Here is a 25,838-nt window from a genome sequence, read left to right on the forward strand (position 1 = left end):
GGACGCGGCCCGGAATGCGGACCCGGATGCGGCTCCGGCTCAGTGGTCGAAGTGCAGGCGCAGGTAGGTCAGCCCGTCGCGCCGGCCCGACTGCAGGCGGTCGGCCAGGCCGCGCAGCATGATGCCCGAGATCCCCGACAGGGCCTGGTCCAGCGCGTGCTGGAAGGCGGCGTCGTCGATGTCGAGCAGGTCGGCCGGCGCATGGGCCGCGTGGCCGCCCAGTTTGAGTTCGGGCCCGTCGTGCAGCAGCTCGATGTCCAGATTGTGTTCGTCGAAACTGCCGCGGATGCCGCGCAGCCGCCGTCCGCCGCCGCTCTGGATGGCTTCGGCGGCCTCCAGCGCGGCCTGGGCGGCGCGCCGCACCACGTCGCGCCGGGCGCTCCAGGCGGCCCCCTGCGTCTCGACGAAGTCCACCACCCGCTGGATCGGCTCGGCCGCGACGTGGATGACCGTGTCGGCCGCGGCGCCGACGGCCTCGTCGAAGGATTGCTGCGCCTGGCGCGAGATCCCCAGGCGGAACAGCAGATTCAGCGCGATGGCGCTCAGGCCGGCGACGATGATGCCGTTGCCGACCACGAAACGCAGCGATTCGGGGGCGCGGCCGGCGAGTTCCGGCATCAGGATCACGCCCATGCCGAGCACGAAGGACAGGCCGATCATGAAGATGCCGCGCGAGTCCAGGGCGCGCGAGGCGATCAGCTCGATGCCCGAGACGATCAGGTAGGCGGCGGCGTAGATCTCGATGGCGCCGATGACGGCGGTCGGGATCAGGGTCAGCGCCAGCGAGGCCTGCGGCAGGAAGGCGATCAGGGCCAGCAGCAGGGCGGTGAGCAGCCCGATCCAGCGGGAGGTCGAGCGGCTGATGTGCGCCAGCGCGATGTTGGCCGACGAGGCGACGTTGGGCAGGGCGCCCAGCCAGGCGCCCACGATGTTGCCCAGGCCGCAGGCGCGCATGCCGCCGCTGATCATGCGCATGTCGGGGCGGCGCCAGTCGGAATCGTTCATCTTGTGCAGCAGCACCACGCAGCCGAAGACGTCCAGCTGGGTCATGAGCGCGAGCACGGCGACGGCCACCAGGATGCCGGCGTCGATGTCGAAGACGGGCATGGGCGGGTGCGGCAGGCCGAACACCGGGGCGCTGGCGAGCGCTTCCCAGCCGTGCAGCTTGCCGGTGAGGGCCGACACGGCCAGGCCGGCGAGCAGGCCGCCCAGCAGCGCGGCCAGCTTGCCGCGCTGGCTGCCCCAGATCGACAGGCCCACGATCGTCGCCAGGGTGGCCGCGCCGATCAGGATGTCGGCGCCGTCCAGGCCGCCGCTTTCCGCCAGCCCGGTGACGTGCCGCAGGGCCGGCTCGATGAGCGACAGGCCGGCCACGCAGACGATGATGCCGGCCACGGTGGGCGGCAGGATGGTGCGCAGGTACGGCATGAGCGAGCCGGTGCCCAGCGCCACCACGCCGTTGATCAGGCCGACCAGCACCAGGCCGCCCAGGCCGTACTGGGCGGCCAGCATGCCCGACAGGGCGACCAGCAGCGGATCGGGGATGTGGACCAGCAGCATGCCCGAGCCCAGCCGTCCGCCCCAGGCCTGCAGGAAGGTCGAGGCCGCCATGCCCAGGATGGTGGCCGTGACCATGGCCTGGGTCGTCGCGGCGTCCAGGTGGCCGATCTTGGCGGCCGCCAGCACGTAGGCGATCAGCGTCAGCGCGGTGGCGACGTGCTGCAGCGCCAGGCTGGCCAGCGTCGCCGCCGGGGGCCGCTCGTCGACGGCGTACAGCAGTTCGGGAGGGCGCTTGAAGCGGGGCAGGGCGGGAAGCTGCAGGCGGGACGGGCGGGATGGGCGAGCCATGGCGGGCGGGTTCCGGGTTGGGTGCCCGCGAGTGTATCACCCGCCCCCCCGCGGGCTTCCTCAGGCGCGCACCTCCTGCCGCTGGAACGCGATGTACGCCAGGGTGAACAGCAGCACGACCGCCGCGATCAGGCCGGTGAACTGCGGCCAGACGATCGCCAGGCTTTCGGACAGCGGCAGCGGGCTGCCCAGCAGGGCGCCCTGCAGCTGCGACAGGAACACCGGCCCCAGGCTGCGGGTGGACGGGTTCAGCAGGGTGATGGCGGTGTCGTTGAACAGGGTGGCGGGCGAGACGTGCAGCAGGCCGTTCTGCCAGGCCAGGGCGTGCAGGTCCAGTCCGCCGCCCATCAGGGTCGCCAGGTCGGGCGGGGCGATGGCGCGGGCCAGCGCGGGAGCCAGCATGGGCCACAGCAGGGCGCAGAACAGCCACAGGCCCAGGGCGACCAGCGCCGAGGTCGAGGCCGAGCGGAACAGCACCGAGCACAGCAGGGCGACGGCCAGCCAGACGCCGGCGTAGGCCAGCGCGGCGAGCAGGAACGCCAGGGACCGCACGACTTCCTCGCCGCTGGGCGGCACGCCCAGCAGGATCAGGCCGGCGCCCATGACCAGCAGCCACAGGCAGACCAGGCTGATGGCCAGCGCGGCCAGGCCGGCGAGGAACTTGCCCAGCAGCAGGGCGTCGCGGTAGAGGGGCTGCGACAGGATGCGGCTCAGGGTGCGGCGGCCGTATTCGCCGTTGATGGCATCGAACCCCAGGCCGATGGCGAGCAGCGGGATCAGGAAGCCCAGCAGGGCGGCGAAGGAGGGCAGGGGCGCGCGCGCATCGGTGAACAGGCGCAGGAACACGAAGGGGTCCGAGGCGGTCGTCTGGCGGATGCCTTCGATGGCGCCGTACAGGGCGGCCGCCGCGGTCAGCACGACCAGCCATTCCAGCAGCCGCATGCGCGCGCTGCCCAGGTGGTCGGCGAGTTCCTTGGACAGGACGGCGCCCAGGCCGTGCCAGGGCGAGCCGATGCGGGTCGTGCTCATGTCGGGGTGTCCTCGGTGAAGGTCTGACGGTAGATGCGGTCCAGGCTGGGGGTGTCCACGGCCAGGTCGCGCAGCTGCGCGCCCGCCAGGACCGCCGCCTGGGCGGCCTGGGCGCGCACGTCGCTCTCGGCCTGCAGGACGTAGTGCCCCGGGCCCTGGACGCGCACGCCGCCCACGCCGGGGACCGCGGCCAGGACGGAGCGCAGCTCGGGGCCGTCGGCGTGGAGGTGGACCTCGTGGCTGTGGCCGCCCAGCACCTGGCGGGCCAGGTCCCGGACCGGGCCCATCAGGGCGATGCGCCCGGCGTTGAACAGGGCGACCCGGTCGCAGATGCGCTGCATCTGGTCCAGCAGGTGCGAGGACAGCAGCACGGTGACGCCGTCCTCGCGCAGGGCTTCGATCATGCGCAGGAACGCCTCGGTGGACTGCGGGTCCAGGCCGGAGGTGGGTTCGTCCAGGATGGCGATGGCGGCCCGCTTGAGCAGGATCTCGGCCAGGCCCAGGCGGCGGCGCATGCCGTGGGAAAACGTGCCCGCGCGCTGGTCGATGCGGTCCAGCAGGCCGACGCGCTCCAGCGCCTCGGCGATCCGCCCGTCCCGTTCCTGCCGCGGGATGCCCAGCAGGCGGGCGGTGTAGCGCAGGTTGTCGCGCGCGCTCAGGTGGTCGTAGAAGCCGACCGAATCGGGCATGTAACCGACCTGGCGCTTGACGGCCAGCGGATTGCGCCAGGGGTCTTCGCCCAGCACGCGCACCTGGCCGCGCGTGGCCTCGGTCAGGCCCAGCAGCATCAGGATCGTGGTGGTCTTGCCGGCGCCGTTGGGGCCGAGCAGGCCGAAGACTTCGCCGGGCCGCACCTGGAAGTTCAGGGTCTGGACCACGGCGCGGCCGCCGTAGTCCTTGCCCAGCCCGCGGACGTCGATGGCCGGCGCGTCCGGAGCCGGGACGGGGCGGCCGGACGGGCCCGCGGCGGGCGTGCGGGCGGATGACAGGGCGGGTGGCGGGGCGGATGACATGGCCGATGGCATGGCGGGTGTCGGGGCGGGCATCATGGCGGACGGCCCGTTCAGCGGCGGCCGTAGCGCGCCACCGCGCCAAGCAGCGCGAGCAGGGCCACGGCGATCAGGATGGCGCCGCTGACCCCCCACAGGGCCGAGGTCGTGACCGAGACGCGCAGGTCGCCGTCGGCCGACTGGCCGGCCGAGCGCGCGTGCAGCTTGACCATGTAGTCGCCCGACAGGGACTGGGCCGAGGGCGTGATGCGGGCCTGGACTTCGGCGGTCTTGCCCGGCTCCAGCAGGGCGATGCGCGCGGGCTCGAATTCGATCTTCCAGCCCTCGGGCGCCGTGCCCTCCAGCGCGATGTCGCGGGCGGCGGCGGTGCCGCCGTTACGCAGCACCAGCGGCATGGCGCGGGTGTCGCCGATCTGCGCGTCGGTGCTCATCAGCCCGTCGCGGCCCGCCAGGTCCAGCGCCGGCTGGCCGGTGATGTCGAGTTTCAGGACCGTGCTCGCCCGGACGCCGTCGGCGGCGGCCTCGACTTCGATCGAATGCTCGCCCGATTGCGCTGATGCGGGCGGGCGCACGTGCAGCTTGACGGTCTTGGATTCGCCGGCCTTCACGGGGACGGCGCTGATCTGCTGGGTGCCGTAGCCCTCGGTGAAGGACGTGTCGAAATACTGCGGAGCCCGCGCCGCCAGGCTCGCCAGGACATCGTGGCCGCTGGCGTTCTTCACCGTCAATTGATAGTCGAAGGCGGTGCGGGCCGAGCCGGTCAGCTGCGGCAGTTCGGGCTGGATCGACAGCTGGGCGGGCAGCTGGTCGGCCAGGGCGACCTCGATGGGCAGGCTCAGGCGCCGCTGGGCGCCGTCGGCGTGCACGGTCAGGGTATGGCGCGATTCCGCGCCGCCTTGCGGAATGTCAAGCTGCAGTTGCAGCGGCAGCGTATCATCGCTGCCAGGCATGGCCGCTTCGACGGGGCGGCCGTTGCCCAGCAGGGTGGCCTTCCAGCCCGCGGGCACGCCCTCCACCGACAGCGCCAGCCGCTCGGGCGGGGTGGCGCGGTTGCGCAGCTGCAGGGCGATGGTCGAGGTCTCTCCGGCCTTCAGGGTCAGGGCGGGGTAGTCGGTGGACAGGTCGATGCCGGGCGGCGCGGTTTCCGCGGCCGGCGCGGCGGTCTGGAAGCTCAGGGCGCACAAGGCGGCGACCCACAATGCGAGGTGTCTGGACATGGTGTCGTTCGGCTTTTCGTTCAGGTTGATCTGCCCGGTCCGGATCCGGTCTCCAGACGAAGGGACCAGCCGGGACGGCTCCGAGTTTCAAGAAAAATGTGTTTTTTTGTTTCCGGGCGGACGGCGGATGCCTTCGGCAGCCTCCTTGTCGCCCTCCTTGTCATTCCTCGGCACCGCCGCATCATGACCTCACCGCCATCCTTGTATTGAGAACCGTTATCATTCCTGCTAACATCACGCTTTCGCCCCTGCTGTCCGCTGGTCCATGTCCTCCGGTTTCACCTCGCGTCTTGCCCCGCTGAAGATCGTCGCCGCCTGCACGGCCCTGGGGCTGCATGCGGCCGTGCTCGCCATGGTGCTGTCGGCGCCGGTGGTCGAGGTGGCCCTGGGCCAGCCCGAGGCGCTGGACGTGCAGTTCGTCGAGCTGGGCCCCGCCATCGAGCCCGAACCCGTGGCCGCGGCCGAGCCGCCGCCGGTGGAAACGCCGCCCGAGCCGGAACCCGAGCCCGTGGTCGAACCCGAGCCCGAACCCGTGGTCGAGCCGGAGCCCGAACCCGAGCCCGAGCCGGTCGTCGAGACGCCCGAACCCGAATCCATCACCGAGCCGCCTCCGCCCGAGCCCAAACCGGAGCCGAAGCCGGAACCCAAGCCCAAGCCCAAGCCGAAACCCCGGCCCAGGCCGGAACCGAAGCCGCAGCCCAGGCCGGTGCCGCCCGCGCCGCAGGTCAGCGTGGCGCGGGACGCCGCGGCGGGCGGCGCGCGCCAGGCCTCCGAGGCGCGCGGCGAGCCGCGCGCCGTCGATCCCGACCGGCCCCGCGCCATCGGCCAGGTGGACTATCTGGGCAAGCGGCCCAGCCCGGTGTATCCGCGCATCTCGCAGCGCCGCGGCGAGCAGGGGCGGGTGGTGCTGCGCGTGCTGATTTCTCCGCTGGGCCAGGTGGCCAACGTCTCGGTGCGCACGTCCTCGGGGTATGCGCGCCTCGACGAGGCGGCGGTGGAGGCCATGCGCCAGGCGCGTTTCCGTCCGTACACGGAAAACGGCATCGCCTACAAGGCGCTGGTGGACATTCCTTTCGATTTCGTCTTATAGGACAGGAACATGATGCTCGATCTGATCGCAAGCGCGGCGCTGACGCTCGCCCAGGCCGCGGGGCCGGATGCCGCGCAGGCCGCCGCGCACGCGGCGCCGGCGGTGTCGGCGGCCGCCGACGTGGCGGCGACCGCGGCCGCCACGGGGACGGCGACGGCCGCCCAGGCGGCGCTGGCGGCCGGCGCCGTGGAAACCGGCGGCCAGGGGGTGCTGCATTTCATCGGCCAGAGCGACGCGGTGGGCAAGTCCCTGTTCGTCTTCCTGATGCTGATGTCCCTGGCGAGCTGGTACCTGATCCTGGCCAAGGGCCTGACGCACCTGCGCATCCGCCGTCGTTCGCGCAAGTTCCTGTCGGAATTCTGGGCCGCCAGCTCCCTGGAGCAGGTGGAAAACGAGATCTCCACGCACGGCGCGGACGAGCCCTTCGCCCACCTGGCCAGCCACGCCATCCACGCGCAGAAGCACCACACCAAGTACGGCGCGCTCAAGCTGGAGGAAAGCGGCTCGACGGCGGCCTTCGTGACGCGCACCATCCGCAAGGTCATCGACGAGGAGACCGCGCGCCTGGAAAACGGCCTGACGGTGCTGGCCTCGGTGGGCTCGACCGCGCCCTTCGTCGGCCTGTTCGGCACGGTGTGGGGCGTCTATCACGCCCTGCTCAGCATCAGCATGACCGACGGCGTCACCATCAACCGCATCGCCGGCCCCGTGGGCGAGGCCCTGATCATGACCGGCCTGGGCCTGGCGGTCGCCATTCCCGCCGTGCTGGGCTACAACGCCTTCGTGCGCGTCAACCGCGTCTACCTGGCGCAGCTCGACGCCTTCGCGCACGACCTGTTCACCTTCCTGACCACCGGCCAGCAGGTGGCCGACGGCAGCCACGAGCGCAACGGCCGCACCATCAGCCTGGCCAGCCACCGGGGAGCCTGACATGGCGTTCGGCAGCTTCGATTCCAAGGGACCGGGCACCACCATGTCCGAGATCAACATGGTGCCGCTGATCGACGTGATGCTGGTGCTGCTGGTGATCTTCATCATCACCGCGCCGCTGCTGAGCCACTCGATCCGCATCAACGTGCCGCAGGTCACCGCCCAGCCGGTGGAGCAGAAGCCCGCAGTGATCGATCTCGCCATCGATCCGTCCGGAGCGCTGTTCTGGAACGAGCAGCCGATCGCCGAGGAAGACCTGCAGGCCCGCTTCGCCAGCGAGGCGACGGCCGATCCCCAGCCCGAAGTCCGCATCCGCGCCGACGTGGAGACCCGCTACGGCCTGCTGGCGCGGATCATGGGGGCGGCGCGCCAGGCGGGCATGAAGCGCCTGGGCTTCGTCACCACGCCGGGGCAGGCGGCCCCGCCGCGGCGGCCGAAGGCGCCGCCTCCGCGCCCGCCGCCGCGGGCGCCTCCGGAGCACCGGCCCGCCCGGCCACTCCGGCCGCGCCGGCCCCGGCTCCCGCCGCGTCCGCGCAGCCTCCCGCGGCGCCGCCCGCCGCCGCGCCGGCCCCCGGCGGCGGCTGAACGCGCGTTCCAGGCGTTCAAGCAACCGTCAACTATGTAACGCAGGCCCTCCAGCGGTGACGCGGCGTGACCGCTTCAGGCTAGAATCACCGTCATGAGAGTCCTGGTCATCGAAGACGACGCCACCCTCGGCCACGCCCTGCAGGAATTCCTGGGCGGCCAGGGCTATGCCGTCGATTGGCTGAGGTCCGGCGACCGCGTCGAAGGCGCGCTCGCCGGGCAGGCCTACGATCTGCTGCTGCTCGACCTGAACCTGCCCGGCCTGAGCGGCCTGGAAGTCCTGCAGCGGCTGCGCGAAGGCGGATCCCAGGTGCCGGTGCTGATCCTCACGGCGCGCGACGGCCTGGACGACCGCGTCGCCGGCCTGGACGCCGGCGCCGACGACTACGTCACCAAGCCCTTCGAGCTGCCAGAACTCGCCGCCCGGGTACGGGCGCTCGCCCGCCGCCGCGCGGGCCAGGCCCAGACCATCCTGGAATGCGGCCCCCTGTCCTTCGACACCGTGGGGCGCCAGATCCGGGTGGACGGCAAGCGCCTGGCCCTGTCCGTGCGCGAACTCTCGGTGCTGGAAATGCTGATGGCGCGGCCCGGCCGGGTGGTGACCAAGCAGCAGATCGTCAATTCCCTGTCGGCCTGGGATGCCGATTTCAGCGAGAACGCGGTCGAAGTCTACGTCTACCGCCTGCGCAAGCGGCTCGACGGCACCGGGACCAGCATCCAGACGGTGCGCGGCTTCGGCTACCTGCTCGACGTCGATCGTGCCGCCTGAGTCCACCGCCGGCCCGCCTTCCGGCCGCGGGGCGCCGGGTCTGGTCGAGCGCCTGATGCCCCGGGACTCGCTCGCCCGCCGCCTGGTTCGCCGGCTGCTGCCGGCCTTTTTCATTCTGGTGGCCATCGATCTGCTGGCCACCTGGTTCATGACTGGCGTGATCCGTCCCCAGCCCTGGCTGCTGCGCGACCTGTTCTGGACCATGATGCTGACCCAGGGCCTGCTGGTGGCGCTGTTCGTCTGGGTCCTGATTTCCGGCATCCGTTCCGAGCTGGCCTCCATCAACCGCCTGGCCGACGACATCCGCCAGCGCTCCATCGAGGACCTGCAGCCGCTCGACCTGGCCGGCCTGCCCGGCGAGATCGCGCCGCTGGTCCTGCATTTCAACGACCTGCTGGTGCGCCTGGACGATTCGGTGCAGGCCCAGCGCCGCTTCATCGGCCACGCGGCGCACCAGCTGCGCACCCCCCTGGCGGGTCTGAAGGTCGAGTCCGAGCTCATGCTCGGCCAGGATCTGCCCGAGGACATCCGCGTGCGCGCCGGGCGCATCAAGTCCGTGACCGACCACATGATCCGCATGGGCCAGCAGCTGCTGGTGCTGGCGCGCGCCGAGCACGCGGTGCGGCCGCGGGACAGCTTCGTGCGCCTGGACCTGTGCGAATGGATGCGCCAGGCGGGCGCCGAATGGCTGGGGCGCGCGCGCGAGCGCGCCATCGACCTGCAGCTGGTGGCGCCCGAGGACCCGGTCTGGGTGGACGGCGACCCGGTGCTGCTGGAGGAACTGCTGGGCAACCTGATCGACAACGCCCTGCGCTACGGCCTGGGCGCGCGGCGCATCGTGCTGCGCGTCATGGCCAATCCGCCCTCGTTTTCCGTCGAGGACGACGGCGCCGGCATCCGCGCCGAGGACCTGGACCGCGTCTTCGAGGCCTTCTACCGCGCCGCCGACGCGGGCCAGGGCGGCTCGGGCCTGGGGCTGGCCATCGTGCGCGAGATCGCGCGCGCGCACGGCGCCTGGTGGAAAATCGCCAGCCGGCCCGCGTTTCCCGGCACGCGGGTGTCCCTCGTCTTCCCCGGCCCCCGGCTGGGCGCCTGCCTCACGCGGGCCGAATAGCACAGAGTATGAGCATGCAGAAAGACAATCCGCGGGCCGCCCTGCTGATCGGCGCCCTGGGCGTCGTCTACGGGGACATCGGCACCAGTCCGCTGTACACGATGAAGGTCGCCCTCTCGGGCGCGGGCCGCCCCGACGTCGAGCACGTCCTGGGGATGCTGTCGATCCTGTTCTGGATGCTGATCCTGGTGGCGTCGCTGAAATACGTGACCTGCATCCTGCGCGCCGACAACCGTGGCGAGGGCGGCACGCTGGCCCTGATGGAGCTCGCCCTGCGCGGCCGCAGCGGGCCTTCCCGCTGGCGCCTGGCCCTGCTGGGACTGATCGGCGCCAGCCTGTTCTACGGCGACAGCATGATCACCCCCGCGATCTCCGTCCTGTCCGCCGTCGAAGGCATCGGCATCGTCTCGCACCGGCTGGACGCCTGGGTGGTGCCGATCTCGGTGGTCGTGCTGCTGGCGCTGTTCATGTTCCAGTCGCGCGGCACCGGCGCGGTGGGCAAGCTCTTCGGGCCGGTGATGCTATGCTGGTTCCTGGTGCTGGGGGGCCTGGGCGCCTGGCGCATCGTCGGCCAGCCCGAGGTCCTCCAGGCGGTCAATCCGGTCTGGGCGGCGCGCTTCATCGGCGACGCCCCCTGGGAGACCTTCCTGGCGCTGGGCGCGCTCGTCCTGGCGCTGACCGGCGCCGAGGCGCTGTACGCCGACATGGGGCATTTCGGCGGCCCGGTCATCCGTCGCGCCTGGTTCTCCCTGGTGCTGCCGGCGCTCGTCCTGTGCTATTTCGGCCAGGGCGCGCTGCTGCTGAGCGACCCGGAGGCCATCCGCAATCCCTTCTTCCTGCTGGCGCCCGACTGGGGCCTGATCCCGCTGGTGGCGCTGGCCACGCTGGCCACGGTGATCGCCTCGCAGTCGGTGATCTCGGGCGCGTTTTCCATGACGCGCCAGGCGGTGCAGCTGGGCTACTGGCCGCGCATGGTGATCCAGCACACCTCGGCGCGCGAGGAAGGGCAGATCTACCTGCCGCGCGTGAACTGGCTGCTGCTGCTGGCGGTGCTGGTCCTGACGCTGTCGTTCGGCTCTTCCGACCGCCTGGCGCACGCCTACGGCTTCGCCGTCACCGGCACGATGCTGATGACCTCGCTGCTGGCGTTCGCCGTGCTGCCCCGCCATGCGCGCGGCCTGCGCCGCCTGGCCTGGCTGGCGCTGATTTCGCTGTTCCTGACGATCGACGTGCTGCTGTTCTCGTCCAACACGCTCAAGCTGCACGAGGGCGGCTGGCTGCCGCTGGTGGTGGGCATCGGCCTGCTGACGCTGATGGTGACCTGGAAGCAGGGGCGCCAGCAGGTGCACGACACGCTGGCGGGAGACCAGCAGCCGCTCGCCAGCTTCATGGAATCCCTGGAGGCCTATCCGCCCACCCGCGTGCCGGGCACGGCGGTGTTCATGAGCATGATCGTCGGCACGGTGCCGCCCGCGCTGCTGCACAATTTGAAACACAACAAGGTCCTGCACGAGCAGGCGCTGTTCCTCACGATCGAGGTGGCCGACGTGCCCTACGTGCCTTTCGGCGAGCGGGTGCGGATCGAGCGGGTCAGCCGCGGCGCGTGGCAGGCCGTGGCGCGCTGGGGCTTCAAGCAGGAGCCGAACGTGCCCCAGGTGGTTGAGCAGATCGGGCAGGAGGTGCCGGAACTGAACCTCGAACCCATGCAGACTTCGTATTTCCTGTCGCGCCAGACCGTGATCGTGGTGCGCCGCCTGCCCTGGTACCAGAGCTGGCGGCGGCATCTGTTCGCCTTCATGGCGCGCAATGCCAGCCGCAGCACCCGGTTCTACAAGATTCCGCCCAACCGCGTGGTGGAGATGGGCATGCAGATGGAGCTCTAGGGCCCGCTCAGGAGCCGGCGGGCGCCGGGATCGTGATCGTGGTTTCGCGCAGCATGCCGCCGCCCTGGACCGAGCCCTGCGTGCGCGCGTTGGCGTCGTTCATCAGGGTCATGCAGTCCTCGCGCTGGCCGGCGGGCAGGCGGTCGCAGCGCTCGCTGCGGTTGCGCGATTCCACCTGCGGCGCGGGCTGGGTCAGCGCGTCCTGGCGCGCGGCCTGGGCGGCGGCGCCGGCTTCCTTCAGGCAGGCCTGCACGTCGATGCCCGGCGTGCTGTGACAGCGCGCCACGTCCTGCTGGTACTGGCTCCGCGCCTGCGTGCCCGCGGCCTGCGCGGCGGGGGCGAGCAGGGCGGCGCAGCCCAGGCCGGTGGCCAGCAGGGCGGCGCGCAGAGGCGTGTGGAAGGTACGATGCATGATGGACACTCCTTGCGAGAGGATCCCGGGCGGTTCCCGGCCCGGTACAGGGACTCTTTTCGTCGCGCGCGCGGTCCGTTCGAGGTCCGCTCGATCCGTGCGCGGGCTTTGATTCAGTGTACGGGTTTCCCCTAGCGCAAGTGTGACAAAATCATTCGGACTCGTCCGGGCGCGCGCGCTGGCGGCGGCGGGCGCTCTGCATCAGCAGGATGGCGGTGACCGGCGCCGTCATGAACAGGAACAGGCAGATCAGCCATTCGTGAAAGATGGGCCGGTGCTGCAGCAGGCTGGCGACCACGGTGGCCGCCAGCGCGACGCAGAAGGCGCCCATCGTCATGCCCATGGTCGGGGCGTGCATGCGCTCGCGGAAGCTGCGCAGGCGCAGCAGGCCGAGCGATCCGACCAGGGTGACGATGCCCGCCAGGACGAGCAGCAGGGCCACCGGCACGGCGGCCCACAGGGGCAGTCCGGTCATGGCTCGATCACCTCGCCGCGCAGCAGGAACTTGGCCAGGGCGGACGAGCCGACGAAGCCGAACAGCGCGATCAGCAGCGCCACGTCGAAGTACAGGCCGGCCTCGAAGCGCAGGCCCAGCACCAGCAGGATCAGCATGCCGTTGATGTAGAGGGTGTCCAGCGCCAGGACCCGGTCCTCCGCCCCGGGGCCCCGGATCAGGCGGATGGCGGCGCAGCCCAGTCCCAGGGTGAAGCACAGCAGGGCGAAGCCGCCGGCCCAGTACAGTATCGTCGCGCTCATTCAAAGATCTCCATCAGGGGGCGTTCGTAGCGGTCCTGGATGATGCGGGTCAGGCCCTGGGGATCGCTCAGGTCCAGCACGTGCAGGGTCAGCACGTTGCTGTCGGGATCGTGGCCGGCCCAGACGGTGCCCGGGGTGAAGGTGACGATGCAGGCCAGCGTCGCCAGGCCGTGGGGGTCGCGGATGCGCAGCGGGATGTCCAGGAACCCCGGCCGGGCGCCGCTCCGGGGGCCGCGCAGGATGAGCAGGCCGACGTCGCGGTTGGAGCGGGCGATGTCGGCGGCCACGTGCCCGGCCAGGCGCAGGGCGGTGAGCGGATGCGACAGGCGCGCGCGCACCGGGCGCAGGATCGGGGCCAGCAGCGCGAGCGCCAGGGCGATGACCGCGCCCAGGATCAGGTGGCCCGCCGACAGGCTGTCGTTCAGCACCAGCCAGAGGATCAGCAGCAGGCAGGCCAGCGGCAGGGCGCGCAGCAGGCGTTTCATCGCGCGCCTCCCGGGGCGTCGCCGGCGGCGGGGAAGAGGTGCGGATCCTGTCCCAGCACCGCTTCGACGTAGCGGCCCGGCTGGTCCAGGTACCAGGCGGTGTCCTCCAGGTAGGCCATCACCGAGCCGGCCTGCGCCGTCAGCAGGATGCAGGCCGCCAGCAGCACCAGGATGGGGAGGGCCTCGTTCAGCCGCAGGGCCGGGACGTGCAGGTCCTCGGGCACCCAGAACAGGCGCACCCCGCAGCGGCCCAGGGCGATCAGCCCGGCCACGCCCGAGGTCAGCACGGCTGCCACCAGCAGCCAGACGTTGAGGGTGGGGGCGCCGTATTCGGCGGTGCGCAGCGCGGCCGACAGCAGCGAGAATTTCGCCACGAAGCCCGAGAGCGGCGGCAGGCCGATGATCAGCAGAGCGCAGGCGAAGAAGCTCAGGCCCAGGAAGGCCATGGTGGCCGGCAGCGGCACGCCCACCGCCTGGCCGCTCAGGTCGGCGGCGTCGGGGTCGTCGCTCTCGAAGGCTTCCTGGGTGATGGCCAGCATGTCGGCGCCGAAGGACTGGCTGCGCTCGGTCAGCTCCAGCAGCAGGAACAGGGCGCCCAGCGCCAGGACCGAGCTGAGCAGGTAGTACAGGGCCGGGCCGGTGAGGGTGGCGCCGGGCATGCCCAGGGCGGCGAACAGCGTGCCCGAGGAGGTGATGATGGCGTAGGCGGCGATGCGCCGCGCCTGGGTGCTGGCGAGCATGCCCAGGGTGCCGAAGGCCAGGGTGGCGATCCCCGCGGGAAACATCCAGGCGCCGCCGAAGGCCGCCGGGGCGCCGGCCGGCAGCAGCAGCGAGCCGATGCGCAGCAGGGCGTAGATGCCGACCTTGGTCATGATGGCGAACAGCGCGGCCACCGGGGCGCTGGCTTCGGCGTAGGCGTTGGGCAGCCAGAAGTTCAGCGGCCAGGCGGCGGCCTTGATCAGGAAGGCGGCCCCCAGGATCGCCGCCGCGCTGTCGAACAGCTGCCGGTCCGCGCCGCGCAGCGCCAGCGCGCGCACCGACAGGTCGGCCAGGTTCAGCGTGCCGGTGAGGCCGTAGATCAGGGCGATGGCCACCAGCAGCAGGAAGGACGCGATCAGGTTGATGGCGATGTAGTGCAGGGCGGCGCCGACCCGGCGCTTGCCCGAGCCGTGCAGCATCAGGCCGTAGGAGGCGGTCAGCAGGATCTCGAAGAAGACGAAGAGATTGAACAGGTCGCCCGTCAGGAAGGCGCCGTTCAGGCCCATCATGATGAGCAGGAACAGGGCGTGGAAATGGCTGCCCGCCCGGTCCCAGCGGGCCGTGGCGTAGATCCAGGCGCACAGGCCCAGCACCGCCGTCAGGCCCAGCATCAGCGCGGACAGGCGGTCGGCCACCAGCACGATGCCGAAGGGCGCGGGCCAGTTGCCCAGCAGGTAGACGCCCACGCCGCCGGGCCAGTGCGGCGCGCCGATGCCCTGGGTGGCGCGCACCAGCATCAGGGCGCTCAGCGCCATCAGGCCGAGCGCGGTCGCGCCCAGCGTCACGCGCAGCCGCCGCTGGCCGTCGCGGGTGAGCAGCATCAGCGCCGCCGCGAGCAGGGGGATCAGGACCGGCAGGACCGGCAGGTGTTGCAGCCAGAGGCTCATCGGCGGTGTTCCTCGCCGTCCACGTGGTCGGTGTCGCTCATCCCGCGCGAGGCCAGCAGCACCACCAGGAACAGCGCCGTGGTGGCGAAGCCGATGACGATGGCGGTCAGCACCAGCGCCTGGGGCAGGGGATCGGCGTAGCGCGCCGGCTCGGCCCAGGCCGGGTCGATGACCGGCGGGGCGTCCAGCCGCAGCCGTCCCATGGCGAAGATGAACAGGTTGACCGCGTAGGCCAGCAGCGCCAGCCCCATGATGAACTGGAAGGTGCGCGGCCGCAGCAGCAGCCAGACCCCCGAACCCGCGAGCACGCCGATCGCCAGCGCCAGTATCCATTCCATGGTCAGGACTCCTTCAGGGCGGCGTCCGCGGCTTCGGCGAGCTTGCGGTAGAAGCGCAGGGACTGGTGCGCCAGGGCGATGATCATCAGGACCGTCGCGCCCACCACCAGCATGTACACGCCCAGGTCGAACAGCAGCACGCTGGACAGGTGCAGGCGGCCGGCCAGGGGCAGGTCCAGGTCCAGCGCATGGGCGGCGAGCAGGGGCTTGCCGACCCACCACACCGCCATGGCGGCGGCGCCGGCCACCAGCAGGCCCAGGGCGATCCAGGCCTGCGGCCGGATCAGGGGGCGGGCCTCGACCCAGAGGATGCCGCCCACCATGTACTGCAGGATGATGCCGGTGGCCATGATCAGCCCGCCGATGAAGCCGCCGCCCGGCAGGTTGTGGCCGCGCAGCAGGAAGTACAGCGAGATCAGGGTGGAGACCGGCAGCAGCAGCCGCACCAGGACGGCGGGCACGCGCATCGTGCCTTCGGGCAGGGGCGCGTGCAGGTCGGGCTCCTCGAAGGCGGCCGGCGCGCCGCCGCGGTGGCGCAGCGGCGCGGCGATGGTTTCGGCCGGCGGCCGGAAGCGCCGCAGCAGCGCGTAGACGCTCAGGGCCACGACTCCGAGCACGGTGATCTCGCCGAAGGTGTCGAAGGCGCGGAAATCGACCAGGATCACGTTGACCACGTTGGCGCCGCCGCCCAGCGGCCAGGCCTGCTGCACGAAATAGGCGGCGATGCTGTCGTGCGCCGAGGGTCGCGTCATCATGACGTAGGCCAGCACCGCCATCGTGGCGCCCGCGGCCACGGCCACGAGGAAGTCGCGCCGCCGGCGCCAGCGCGTCGCGCGGGGCGTGGGGCCGGGGAATTCCTCGATGCGCGGCGGCAGCCAGCGCAGCCCCAGCAGGATCAGCACGGTGGTGACGACCTCGACCGTGAGCTGGGTGAGGGCCAGGTCCGGGGCCGACAGCCAGGCGAAGGTGACGCAGGTGACCAGGCCGGCCGCGCCGGCCAGCATCAGCGAGGCGGCGCGGTGGTACTTGGCCTGGTAGGCCGCGGCCAGGGCGCAGGCGCCGCCCGCCAGCCACATCAGGCCGAAGGACCATTGCGCCGGCGTGGTGGCGGTGGTGCGCGGCCACCAGCCGCCCGGCAGCAGCGGCAGCAGCGCCACCGCCCCGACGGCCAGCATCAGCAGCAGCACCTGGGGCTGCAGGCGCTGGGTCTGCAGCCCGCTCAGCAGCCAGGCCGAGCCGGCGTCGATGGCTTCCAGGGCGGCCTCGAAGGACTGGCGTCCGTCCAGGCGGTAGATCAGGGGCACCTGGCCCGGCGCGCGGCGGTCGCGCTTGCGCAGCGCCAGGTACAGGCCGATGCCGGCGACCATGGCGGCCAGGCTCATCAGCAGGGGCAGGTTCAGGCCGTGCCAGAGCTGCAGGTCGTAGACCGGCGTGCGCTCGCCCAGCAGGGCGCGCATGACCAGCGTCAGGACGGGTTCGAGGATCAGCGCGGGCAGGATGCCGACGGCCAGGCAGAACAGCACCAGCACCGCGCAGGGGATCAGCATCATGCGGGGCGGGTCGTGCGGCGTGCGCGGCAGTTCCGTCGCCGGCGGGCCGAAGAACACCTGCAGGATGAAGCGCAGCGAATATGCCACGCTGAAGGCGCCGGCCACCACGGCGGCGATCGGCAGGCCCCAGCGGCTGGCCCAGTGGCCGGTGACGAAGACGGTTTCGGCGAAGAACATTTCCTTCGAGATGAAGCCGTTGAGCAGGGGCACGCCCGCCATGGCCGCGGCCGACACCATGGCCAGCGTCGCGGTCAGCGGCATCAGGGTGCGCAGGCCGGACAGGCGGGTCAGGTCGCGGGTGCCGCTTTCATGGTCCACGATCCCGGCCGCCATGAACAGGGACGCCTTGAAGGTGGCGTGGTTGATGATGTGGAAGACCGCGGCCACCAGGGCCAGGCGGCTGTTCATGCCCAGCAGCAGCGTGATCAGGCCCAGGTGGCTGATGGTGGAATAGGCCAGTACGCCCTTCATGTCGCGCTGGAAGGTGGCGGCGTAGGCGCCCAGCAGCAGCGAGCACAGGCCCGCGCCGCCGATGATCCAGGTCCACCAGTCGGTGCCCGAGAAGATCGGCCAGAAGCGCGCCAGCAGGAAGACGCCCGCCTTCACCATGGTGGCCGAGTGCAGGTAGGCCGACACCGGGGTGGGCGCGGCCATGGCGTTGGGCAGCCAGAAATGGAAGGGGAACTGGGCGCTTTTCGTGAGCGCGCCCACGGCCAGCAGCACCAGCAGGATCGGATACCAGCGGTGCCCCCGGATCGCCGTGGCGGCCGCCAGCACCGCGTCCAGGTCGTAGCTGCCGACGATGTGGCCGATGATGAGCATGCTGGCGAGCAGGCAGAAGCCGCCGGTGCCGGTCACCAGCAGGGCCATGCGCGCGCCGCGGCGCGCGTCCATGCGGTGGTGCCAGTAGCCGATCAGCATGAACGAGGACAGGCTGGTCAGTTCCCAGAACACCAGCAGCTGGATCAGGTTGCCGGCCAGCACCACGCCCAGCATGGCGCCCATGAAGCTCAGCAGGAAGGCGAAGAACCGCGGGACCGGGTCCTGGGCCGACAGGTAGTAGTGGGCGTACAGGGCGATCAGGGCGCCCATGGCCGAGATGATCACGGAGAACAGCCAGGCGTAGCCGTCCATGCGCAGGGTCAGGTCCACCCCCAGGGTCGGGATCCAGGGCAGGCTGAGCTTGATGACGCCCGCGGCGGCGACCCCGGGCGTGAGCCACAGCGTCAGGACCAGGCAGGCCAGCGCGCTGCCGCCCGCCAGCCAGGCCCCCGCGCGGCGCGCGGTCGCCGGCAGCAGCGAGGCGCACAGGCTGCCGGCAAACGGGATCGCGAGGATCAGGGTCAGGAGCATGGACGGGATGATACGGGAATCGGGAAAGGGCGGCCCGAGGCGCCCGCCGGGCGGGGTGCCCGGCGCGGGCGCCGGGCCCGGGCGGGCGCGTCCGGAAGCCCCCAATGATACGCGAAGACGCCCCCTTGACTTGAGTCAAGTTGGTTTGTCCACTTTTGCGGGACACTATGTTGAAATGTAGAACAATGCCGCCTGAAACACCGGTCCCCGGTTGCCGGGGCGGCCTTGTCGCAGGAATCCATCATCAATGACGACCACCGAATCCCCTGTCGCAGCCTCCGATCCGGAGACCATCGCCTTTCCCGACCTGGAAATCTCCGAGGCCCTGATCCGCCGCTTCGACCAGTCCGGCCCGCGCTACACCTCGTACCCGACGGCCGACCGCTTCCGGCAGGAATACCCGGCGTCGGCCTACATCGCCCACCTGGACCGCCGGGCGGCGGCCGAGCAGGCGCCGCCCCTGTCGGTCTACGTGCACCTGCCGTTCTGCGAATCGCTGTGCTATTTCTGCGCCTGTAACAAGATCATCACCCAGGACCACAGCCGTTCGGCCGAATACCTGGACATCCTGTACCAGGAAATGGACCAGGTCGGCCCGCACCTGGGCCGCCACAGGCGCGCGGTGCAGCTGCACCTGGGCGGCGGCACGCCGACCTTCCTGAGCGCGGCCGAACTGACCGCGCTGATGGACCGCATCCGGCGCCATGTCGATTTCACCCCCGACGCCGAGCTGGGCGTGGAGATCGACCCGCGCACCGTCACGCCCGCCTCGCTCGCCATGCTGGCCGGGCTGGGCTTCAACCGCACCAGCTTCGGCGTCCAGGACTTCGATCCGCTGGTGCAGGCGGCGGTCAACCGCATCCAGCCCTACGACATGGTGCGCACGGCCCTGCAGGCCAGCCGGGACAACGGCTTCCAGTCCATCAACGCCGACCTGATCTACGGCCTGCCCAAGCAGACCCTGGACAGCTTCAGCCGCACCCTGGACCAGCTGATCGAACTCTCGCCCGACCGCATCGCCCTCTACAACTACGCCCACCTGCCCGACCGCTTCAAGGCGCAGCGCCTGATCCACGCCGAAGACCTGCCCAGCGCCGACACGCGCATGGGCATCTTCCTGATGTCGGTGCGCCGCCTGCTGGCGGCGGGCTACGTCTACATCGGGCTGGACCACTTCGCCAAGCCCGACGACGAGCTCAACCTGGCGCGCCTGAACCACAGCCTGCACCGCAATTTCCAGGGCTACACCACGCGCGCGGAATGCGACCTGGTGGGGTTCGGCATTTCGGCCATCGGCAAGATCGGCGACGCCTACATCCAGAACCACCATTCGCTGAACGCCTACCGCGACTGCCTCGCCCGCGGCGAGCTGCCCACGGCCAAGGGCCTCGACCTGAGCCCCGAGGACGCCCTGCGCCGCGAGGTCATCATGACCATCATGTGCAGCATGCCGCTGGACTTCGCCGCCTTCGAGGCGCATCACGGCCGCTCCTTCGAGTCCTGTTTCCCGGATGAGCTGGACCGCCTGCGTCCCTACGCGGACGCCGGCCTGCTGGAACTGGACGCGCGCGGACTGCGGGTGCTGCCCAAGGGCCGGGTGTTCGTGCGGGCGCTGGCGATGGTGTTCGATCAATACATCCGCCGCCCGCGGGTGGCGACCTATTCCCGGTTGATCTGATCAGGGCAGGTCGGCTCGGGACGGCTCCGATCGGGGCCGTCCGGCACGTTGCCCGCCCATCCGCCCGGGCGGGTGGGCAGGCGCCACAGATAGAACGTCACGCCGATGCCCGGGATCAGCAGCAGCCAGCGCGCCCAGGGCACCGGCATGAACCAGGCCGACAGGGCCAGAGAAGGCCACATCAAGGCCAGGGCAATGCATTTGCTGCGCAAGGGGATGCCGCGCCCCGCCTGAAAGTCGCGGATGTACGGACCGAGGATGCGATGGGACATCAACCAGGCATGCATGCGCGCCGAGCCGCGCAGGAAGCAGAAAGCCGCCAGCAGCAGGAACGGGGTGGTGGGCAGCAGGGGCAGGAAGATGCCCAGCACGCCCAGAGCCAGGGCCACGCAGCCCAGGAAGGTAAAGAGGGCGCGGATCATCGTACTGGCGATTCTATCAATCCGTGGCGCCCGCGGGGCGGCGGAGACGACCGCTCGCGCCACGCGCGGATGCGCGACCTGCTTTCGCAGGTGCCGCTGTTCAACGAACTGCCGCCGCAGGACCTGGAGCCCATCGCCCGGGGCACCAGCGAGATCAGCGCCGTGCGCGGGGACATCATCTTCCGGCGCGGCGACCCGTGCGTGGGTTTCCACGTGGTGGTCTACGGCCAGGTGAAGCTGCTGTTCGTCTCGAATTCGGGGGTGGAGCGCGTCGTGCGCCTGATCGGGCCGGGCGACGGCTTCGGCGAGGCGCTGATGTTCATGGGCCAGGACTATATCGTCACCGCCGAGGCCCTGCGCGACACCCTGCTGCTGCACGTGGGGCGCGACGCGCTGTTCGACCAGCTGGACCGCAACCCGGGCATGGCGCGCAAGATGCTGGCCGGCCTGAGCCGGCGCCTGTACAGCCTGATGGGCGACGTCGAGGCCTACACCCTGCACACCGGCGCCCAGCGCCTGATCACCTACCTGCTGCGCGAATGGCGCGGCGAGGTCGGCCAGCCCTTCCGCATCGAGATCAGCAAGGCCATCGTCGCCTCGCGCCTGAACCTGACGCCGGAGCACTTCTCCCGCATCCTGCGCGACCTGAGCGACCGCCGCCTGATCCGCGTGCGCGGCCGCGAATACACCATCCTGGACCCCAACGGACTGAAGAATTATAAGGGATGAGTCAGGACACGTGACAGTCCCCTGCGGACTGTCACGTGCCTGACGAATCGGAGCGGCCTGCAGGCCGCGACGTGGGGGGATGCCGCGGTTGGGGGGAACCTGCGGTCTATCCGGAGCGGCCTGCAGGCCGCGACGTGGGGGGATGCCGCGGTTGGGGGGAACCTGCGGTCTATCCGGAGCGGCCTGCAGGCCGCGACGTGGGGGGATGCCGCGGTTGGGGGGAACCTGCGGTCTATCCGGAGCGGCCTGCAGGCCGCGACGTGGGGGGATGCCGCGGTTGGGGGGAACCTGCGGTCTATCCGGAGCGGCCTGCAGGCCGCGACGTGGAGGGATGCCGCGGTTGAGGGAAACCTGCGGTCTATCCTGAGCGGCCTGCAGGCCGCGACGTGGGGGCATGATGCGGCAGCGCCGCCATCGCCCGCAGCGTCCTGCGGTAGAGCCGCAGCGCGCGGCCGATGTTCCAGGCCAGGGCCGCCGCCGAGACGATCTGCAGCGGGCCGGCCGCCAGCGCCGCCGGCACCCAGCCGGCCGCCGCCAGCGCCCAGCACAGGACCACGACGACATGGGCGGCCCATTGCCAGCGGGCCGGGCGCTCGCCGATGTAGGCGGCCATCTTGGGCAGGACCTTGAGGTAGACGCGCGCCTGGGCCGGGTCGCGGTCGGGCACGATCATGGCGTCCTGGGCGTGCTTCCACAGCAGGAAGGGCACGATCTTGTACAGCATCCCGTTCACCACCGAGCCCAGCACCCCCGCGATCATCATCACGCCCAGCACCGCGGCCGCGCGCGGGGACTGCCCGTGCGTCATCCAGATCCAGAGCGGCGCGCAGGCCAGCAGGCTGAGCATGCCCGCGTACCAGAACAGCGTCGTGGCCTCCGGCGCCGGCCGCTTGCGCGTCCACAGCAGCCGCAGCGTGACGCCGGCCCACAGCGCGTAGGCGCCGACCAGCAACAGTTCCGCCGTTTCCCGCATCAGCCGGGGCAGGCCGGCGGAGGCGTCCAGCGCCGTCCAGGCCAGCAGCAGGCCAGGGATCAGCAGCGGCAGCCAGCGCGAGAGCGGCTTGGGGTAGAGCTCCGTCACCTGGAAGATCGGCAGCAGCTGGAAGGACATGCCCATCAGCAGCAGGCCGCCCCAGCCGGCCAGACCCCACAGCACGTGGGCGTCGATCCAGTCGGGCAGGGGCCATCCCAGACCCAGCGACAGCGCCAGGACCAGGCCGATCAGCACCGTACAGGACAGGGCGATCAGCGCCCCGCGCACCGGCACGAGGATTTCCCGGGCGCCCTTGTAGACCTGGCGCCGGTGCCGCCAGAGCGCCCGCGCCACGGCCGCCAGGTACAGCGCGAAGGCCGGGCCGAGCAGGGTGGCGGCGCCGACCCAGGCGGCCGGCCACCAGCCCAGGAAACCCGCCGCCAGCAGCAGCGTGCCGGCGGTCAGCAGCGCGTGCGTCAGGCCCGCGACCGCGCGGGCGGCGCCCACCGGGACGTTGCAGGCGACCGCCAGGATCTGCAGCAGGGCGCCCAGCATGGCGCTGCCCAGCACGCCCAGGGTCCACAGGTGGGTGAGGGCCAGCGCGGCGCCGTTCCAGCGCGAGGCGAAGGCCTGCGGCCCGGCCCAGGCGGCCAGCAGGCCGGCCAGCAGGGCGAACAGCGGCACGTTCAGGAAAAAGGGCAGGGGCACGCCCAGCGCGGGCGTCTTGTCGAAATCCAGGGCGCGCTGCATCGTCTTATTTTGCGTCGTACCAGATCGTGACCTGGAAGTGCGTGTCCTCGAAGGTGCAGCAATGCTGGAAGCCGTCGCGGTCCAGGATGGTGTAGAGCGGATACGGCTCGCGGTCGATGAGCATGTGCAGGCGCTGGCCCGGGGCCAGATCGGCCAGGGCTTCCAGGCAATGTTCCAGCGGCTCGGGCGGGGGCATCGAACGTACGTCGAGGGTCAGGTCGGGAGGAGGGGCCATGGGGGTTCCGGGAATGGGCGCGCGCCGTCGGTGGCGTTACCTTACACGATCCCCCGGCCGGCGTGGGCCAAGACCGTGCCCCGGGTGCTGTTACCCCGTCCGGCGGGGTCGTTCCTGCCTTGGGGGGGGTTCAAGAGAAAAAGATCCTGCTGCAAACCTGTCCCGCGGCGAAAGACCTGGCGGCAAAAACCCTGTGCAAAAGTCAGGATGCACGCTTCTTGATCCGGATTAAGGTCCGATGCCGCCCGAGAGGGCATAGTTCCCGGTATTGCCGAAGCGGGGCCCGGCGGTTAGCCCCGCCACGAATCCTCTGGATGCGCCTCCCATGTCAGCCCTTCCCGAATCTCACCGTCCCGGCGTGGTGCCCCGTCACGACCTGTCGGATTTTGAACTCGTCTGTCCCGCGGGCAGCCTGCCGGCCCTGAAAGCCGCGGTGGACGAAGGCGCCGACTGCGTCTACCTGGGGTTCCGCGACGCGACCAACGCGCGCAACTTCGCCGGCCTGAATTTCGACGCCGCCGCCATCGCCGAGGGCATCCGCTACGCCCACGACCGCAAGCGCAAGGTGCTGCTGGCCCTGAACACCTATCCGCAGCCCGACGGCTGGCAGCTGTGGCGGGACGCCGTGGACCGCGCGGCCGGCGCCGGCGTGGACGCCGTCATCATGGCCGATCCGGGCCTGATGGCCTACGCCTGCGAGCGCTACCCCGGCCTGCGGCTGCACCTGTCGGTGCAGGGCTCCGCCACCAACTACGAGGCCATCCGCTTCTACCACGAGCGCTTCGGGGTGGCGCGCGCCGTGCTGCCGCGCGTGCTGTCGGTGGCCCAGGTGCAGCAGGTCTGCGAAAACACGCCGGTCCAGATCGAGGTCTTCGGCTTTGGCAGCCTGTGCGTCATGGTCGAGGGCCGTTGCGCCTTGTCGTCCTACGCCACGGGCGAGTCGCCCAACACGCACGGCGTCTGCTCGCCGGCCAAGCACGTGCGCTGGCAGCAGACGGACAAGGGCCTGGAATCGCGCCTGAACGGCGTGCTGATCGATCGCTACGACGAGGGCGAGAATGCCGGCTACCCCACCTTGTGCAAGGGCCGCTTCGACGTTGCGGGTGAAAACTACTACGCGCTCGAAGAGCCCACCAGCCTCAATACCCTGGAACTGCTGCCCCGGCTGATGGCCATGGGGGTGCGGGCGATCAAGATCGAAGGCCGCCAGCGCAGCCCGGCCTATACCGCCCAGGTCACCCGGGTCTGGCGGCAGGCCATCGACCAGGCCCGCAGCAGCCCGTCCCGCTATTCGGTGCATCCGTCCTGGATGGCCGAACTGAACAAGGTCGCCGAAGGCCAGCAGCACACGCTGGGCGCCTATCACCGGCCCTGGAAATAATCTTTGCGGGGCATGCGCCGGACGCATCGGAAACGATGCGGGCCGCCCCGCCATCCGCACACAAGGAAACCGTCATGAAAATCGCCCTGGGGCCCCTCCAGTATTACTGGCCTCGCGTCACTACCCTCGAATTCTATGCCGCCGTCTGTGACTGGCCGGTGGACATCGTCTACCTGGGTGAAACCGTCTGTTCACGCCGTCACGAATTGCGCCTGCCCGACTGGATCGAGGTTGCCGACATGCTGGCCGAGGCCGGCAAGACGCCCGTCTTGTCCACCCAGGTCCTGCTGGAATCGGGCAACGATCTCAATACCTTGCGCAAGATTTCCGAGAACGGGCGCTATGCCGTGGAAGCCAACGACATGGGGGCCGTGCACCGCATGCAGGGCCGTCCGTTCGTAGGGGGGCCGTTCCTCAACGTCTACAGCAAGCCGACCCTGGACGTGATCGCCGGCCAGGGCGCGGTCCGCTGGGTCATGCCGCTGGAAATGGGCCGCGCCGGCCTGGCGCAGTTGCAGCAAGACCGGCCCGCAGGCCTGCAGACCGAGGTCTTTGCCTATGGCCGCATGCCCCTGGCCTTTTCCGCCCGCTGCTTCACGGCCCGCAACCGCAATTTCCCCAAGGACAACTGCCAGTACGTCTGCATGGACCATCCGGACGGCCTGCTGCTCGAAACCAAGGAATCCCAGGCCTTTCTCACGATCAACGGGATCCAGACCCAATCGGCGCTGGTCTATACGCTGATTCACGCACTGGACGAATTGCGCGGCCTGGGCGTGGACGTGGTGCGGCTGAGCCCTCAGTCCCAGCACATGGATCAGGTCGTGGCCGCCTTCCGCGCCGTGCTCGACGGCGCCGAGACGGCTGACGAAGCGCACCGGAAACTGGTGCCGTTGATGCCGGCCGGCCCTTGCAATGGCTATTGGCACGGCCGGGCGGGCCTGGACATGGTCCTGCCCGGAGAAGTCGTCGTTTCGCAGGCCCCGGATGCGCGCGCTCCCGGGGTCAAGGCGCGCAGCGCCGCGTGAGACCCCGCCATGTCCCCATTCCTTTCATGAGCCCGACCATGCAAAACCCCACGACTCCCGCCTACCGCATACCCGAACCCCTGGCCCGGGTGCTCGGGCGCTTGCCCCGCTATCCGGGTTCGCTGCTCTTTGTCACCGGCTTGAACCTGGTGCTGGCCCGCCATCTGCACCCCGACACCTTGCACATGCTGGAGGGCCGCTCCTTGCGCATCCACGTGGCGGATGCAGACCTGCGTTTCGACTACACGTGGCGCAACGGCGCTTTCCGCGCGGCCCGGCACACGCAGGCCGAGCCCGACCTGACTTTCCGCGCCGACGCCTGGGATTTCCATTGCCTGCTGCAGCGCCAGGAAGACCCGGATACCTTGTTCTTCAGCCGCCGCCTGGTGATCGAGGGCGATACGGAACTGGGCCTGATGGTCAAGAACACGCTGGATTCGATCGATATGGCGGTGTTTCGGCCTAAGGCCGTGCTGCGTGATGTCGCGCTGGCGCTGCGGCAGCGGCTGGTGGCGCGTGCCAGGCCGATCGCGGACGGAGCCGGGATCGCCCGGGGTCGGTAATCTGCCTGGATCCGCGCGGCTGGGGCGGGTCCGGAGTCCGCCGGATGCCCGGAGCGCGGCAAGC

General features: G+C 70.7%; 25 protein-coding genes. 11 read left to right on the forward strand and 14 right to left on the reverse strand.

Annotated features, from left to right (window positions below):
- Positions 1-39: 39 nt before the first annotated feature.
- Genes BN940_RS07410 through BN940_RS07425 form a run of 4 tightly spaced genes read right to left on the reverse strand, consistent with a single transcriptional unit; the run spans position 40 to position 5,104 of the window.
- Positions 40-1,848, reverse strand: coding sequence for a solute carrier family 23 protein (locus tag BN940_RS07410; RefSeq protein ID WP_043681658.1), 1,809 nt, complete (start codon positions 1,846-1,848; stop codon positions 40-42).
- 60 nt (positions 1,849-1,908) lie between these two features.
- Entirely contained in the window at positions 1,909-2,877 is a 969-nt protein-coding gene (locus tag BN940_RS07415) for an ABC transporter permease (RefSeq protein WP_043681660.1), read from the reverse strand.
- On the reverse strand, positions 2,874-3,890 hold the full coding sequence (locus BN940_RS07420; protein WP_084330565.1) for an ABC transporter ATP-binding protein: 1,017 nt from the start codon (positions 3,888-3,890) through the stop codon (positions 2,874-2,876). The genes BN940_RS07415 and BN940_RS07420 overlap by 4 nt, the downstream gene beginning before the upstream one ends.
- Before the next feature lie 50 nt (positions 3,891-3,940).
- Positions 3,941-5,104, reverse strand: a complete 1,164-nt coding sequence (locus BN940_RS07425) for a COG1470 family protein (RefSeq protein WP_043681663.1) — start codon at positions 5,102-5,104, stop codon at positions 3,941-3,943.
- 265 nt (positions 5,105-5,369) lie between these two features.
- On the opposite strand from BN940_RS07425, the gene BN940_RS07430 reads away from it, so the two are divergent.
- Genes BN940_RS07430 through BN940_RS07455 form a run of 6 tightly spaced genes read left to right on the forward strand, consistent with a single transcriptional unit; the run spans position 5,370 to position 11,475 of the window.
- Entirely contained in the window at positions 5,370-6,194 is an 825-nt protein-coding gene (locus BN940_RS07430) for an energy transducer TonB (protein ID WP_043681666.1), read from the forward strand.
- A gap of 9 nt (positions 6,195-6,203) precedes the next feature.
- Positions 6,204-7,124 carry a MotA/TolQ/ExbB proton channel family protein gene (locus tag BN940_RS07435; protein ID WP_420864850.1) on the forward strand — a complete coding sequence of 307 codons (921 nt, stop codon included), beginning with the start codon at positions 6,204-6,206 and terminating at the stop codon, positions 7,122-7,124.
- Between the two features lies 1 nt (position 7,125).
- Complete coding sequence (locus BN940_RS07440; RefSeq protein ID WP_148304918.1) at positions 7,126-7,749, forward strand: ExbD/TolR family protein; 624 nt, start codon at positions 7,126-7,128, stop codon at positions 7,747-7,749.
- Positions 7,750-7,803: 54 nt separating this feature from the next.
- On the forward strand, positions 7,804-8,478 hold the full coding sequence (locus BN940_RS07445) for a response regulator transcription factor (protein ID WP_043681669.1): 675 nt from the start codon (positions 7,804-7,806) through the stop codon (positions 8,476-8,478).
- Positions 8,479-8,533: 55 nt separating this feature from the next.
- Positions 8,534-9,592 carry a sensor histidine kinase gene (locus BN940_RS07450; protein WP_052355680.1) on the forward strand — a complete coding sequence of 353 codons (1,059 nt, stop codon included), beginning with the start codon at positions 8,534-8,536 and terminating at the stop codon, positions 9,590-9,592.
- An 8-nt stretch (positions 9,593-9,600) separates the two neighbouring features.
- A complete protein-coding gene (locus tag BN940_RS07455) occupies positions 9,601-11,475 on the forward strand; it encodes a potassium transporter Kup (RefSeq protein WP_084330566.1) in 1,875 nt (624 codons plus the stop codon).
- A 7-nt stretch (positions 11,476-11,482) separates the two neighbouring features.
- Here the strand turns inward: BN940_RS07455 and BN940_RS07460 are convergent, their stop codons facing one another.
- From BN940_RS07460 to BN940_RS07490, 7 genes are all read right to left on the reverse strand, one after another.
- Positions 11,483-11,887 (reverse strand): hypothetical protein, encoded by a 405-nt coding sequence (locus tag BN940_RS07460; RefSeq protein ID WP_052355681.1) that lies wholly within the window; start codon positions 11,885-11,887, stop codon positions 11,483-11,485.
- A 151-nt stretch (positions 11,888-12,038) separates the two neighbouring features.
- Positions 12,039-12,362: a monovalent cation/H(+) antiporter subunit G gene (mnhG, locus tag BN940_RS07465; RefSeq protein WP_043681672.1), complete on the reverse strand. Its 324-nt coding sequence runs from the start codon at positions 12,360-12,362 to the stop codon at positions 12,039-12,041.
- The gene (locus BN940_RS07470; RefSeq protein WP_043681675.1) at positions 12,359-12,643 is read right to left on the reverse strand and encodes a K+/H+ antiporter subunit F; all 285 of its coding nucleotides are present in this window, start codon (positions 12,641-12,643) and stop codon (positions 12,359-12,361) included. Before BN940_RS07470 ends, mnhG begins: the two co-directional genes overlap by 4 nt.
- Positions 12,640-13,128: a Na+/H+ antiporter subunit E gene (locus BN940_RS07475; RefSeq protein ID WP_043681678.1), complete on the reverse strand. Its 489-nt coding sequence runs from the start codon at positions 13,126-13,128 to the stop codon at positions 12,640-12,642. The genes BN940_RS07470 and BN940_RS07475 overlap by 4 nt, the downstream gene beginning before the upstream one ends.
- Positions 13,125-14,774, reverse strand: coding sequence for a monovalent cation/H+ antiporter subunit D (locus BN940_RS07480; RefSeq protein WP_052355682.1), 1,650 nt, complete (start codon positions 14,772-14,774; stop codon positions 13,125-13,127). The genes BN940_RS07475 and BN940_RS07480 overlap by 4 nt, the downstream gene beginning before the upstream one ends.
- Positions 14,771-15,112, reverse strand: a complete 342-nt coding sequence (locus BN940_RS07485; RefSeq protein ID WP_043681681.1) for a Na+/H+ antiporter subunit C — start codon at positions 15,110-15,112, stop codon at positions 14,771-14,773. Before BN940_RS07485 ends, BN940_RS07480 begins: the two co-directional genes overlap by 4 nt.
- Positions 15,113-15,114: 2 nt before the next feature.
- On the reverse strand, positions 15,115-18,015 hold the full coding sequence (locus BN940_RS07490) for a monovalent cation/H+ antiporter subunit A (protein ID WP_043681684.1): 2,901 nt from the start codon (positions 18,013-18,015) through the stop codon (positions 15,115-15,117).
- Positions 18,016-18,262: 247 nt separating this feature from the next.
- Here BN940_RS07490 and hemN point away from each other — a divergent pair, with 247 nt between their 5' ends.
- On the forward strand, positions 18,263-19,693 hold the full coding sequence (gene hemN, locus BN940_RS07495) for an oxygen-independent coproporphyrinogen III oxidase (protein ID WP_084330567.1): 1,431 nt from the start codon (positions 18,263-18,265) through the stop codon (positions 19,691-19,693).
- Here hemN and BN940_RS07500 read toward each other — a convergent pair.
- A complete protein-coding gene (locus BN940_RS07500; protein ID WP_052355683.1) occupies positions 19,675-20,115 on the reverse strand; it encodes a YbaN family protein in 441 nt (146 codons plus the stop codon). The genes hemN and BN940_RS07500 overlap by 19 nt on opposite strands.
- A 69-nt stretch (positions 20,116-20,184) precedes the next feature.
- Between BN940_RS07500 and BN940_RS07505 the strand changes: the two genes are divergently transcribed.
- Complete coding sequence (locus tag BN940_RS07505; RefSeq protein WP_043681686.1) at positions 20,185-20,844, forward strand: Crp/Fnr family transcriptional regulator; 660 nt, start codon at positions 20,185-20,187, stop codon at positions 20,842-20,844.
- A 358-nt stretch (positions 20,845-21,202) separates the two neighbouring features.
- On the opposite strand, the gene BN940_RS07510 is transcribed toward BN940_RS07505, so the two are convergent.
- Both BN940_RS07510 and BN940_RS07515 read right to left on the reverse strand, forming a co-directional pair.
- Entirely contained in the window at positions 21,203-22,567 is a 1,365-nt protein-coding gene (locus tag BN940_RS07510) for a hypothetical protein (RefSeq protein ID WP_043681689.1), read from the reverse strand.
- Between the two features lie 4 nt (positions 22,568-22,571).
- The gene (locus tag BN940_RS07515) at positions 22,572-22,802 is read right to left on the reverse strand and encodes a DUF2249 domain-containing protein (RefSeq protein WP_043681692.1); all 231 of its coding nucleotides are present in this window, start codon (positions 22,800-22,802) and stop codon (positions 22,572-22,574) included.
- Positions 22,803-23,127: 325 nt separating this feature from the next.
- Between BN940_RS07515 and ubiU the strand changes: the two genes are divergently transcribed.
- The 3 genes from ubiU (at position 23,128) to ubiT (ending at position 25,774) form a co-directional block, all read left to right on the forward strand.
- The gene (gene ubiU, locus BN940_RS07520; protein WP_084330569.1) at positions 23,128-24,183 is read left to right on the forward strand and encodes a ubiquinone anaerobic biosynthesis protein UbiU; all 1,056 of its coding nucleotides are present in this window, start codon (positions 23,128-23,130) and stop codon (positions 24,181-24,183) included.
- Positions 24,184-24,257: 74 nt separating this feature from the next.
- Entirely contained in the window at positions 24,258-25,211 is a 954-nt protein-coding gene (gene ubiV, locus BN940_RS07525) for a ubiquinone anaerobic biosynthesis protein UbiV (protein ID WP_084330570.1), read from the forward strand.
- A gap of 38 nt (positions 25,212-25,249) precedes the next feature.
- Entirely contained in the window at positions 25,250-25,774 is a 525-nt protein-coding gene (ubiT, locus tag BN940_RS07530; protein ID WP_043681698.1) for a ubiquinone anaerobic biosynthesis accessory factor UbiT, read from the forward strand.
- The last annotated feature ends 64 nt before the right edge of the window (positions 25,775-25,838 follow it).

The sequence above is a fragment of the Castellaniella defragrans 65Phen genome, assembly GCF_000612685.1.
GTDB classification, from domain to species: Bacteria; Pseudomonadota; Gammaproteobacteria; order Burkholderiales; family Burkholderiaceae_B; genus Castellaniella; species Castellaniella defragrans.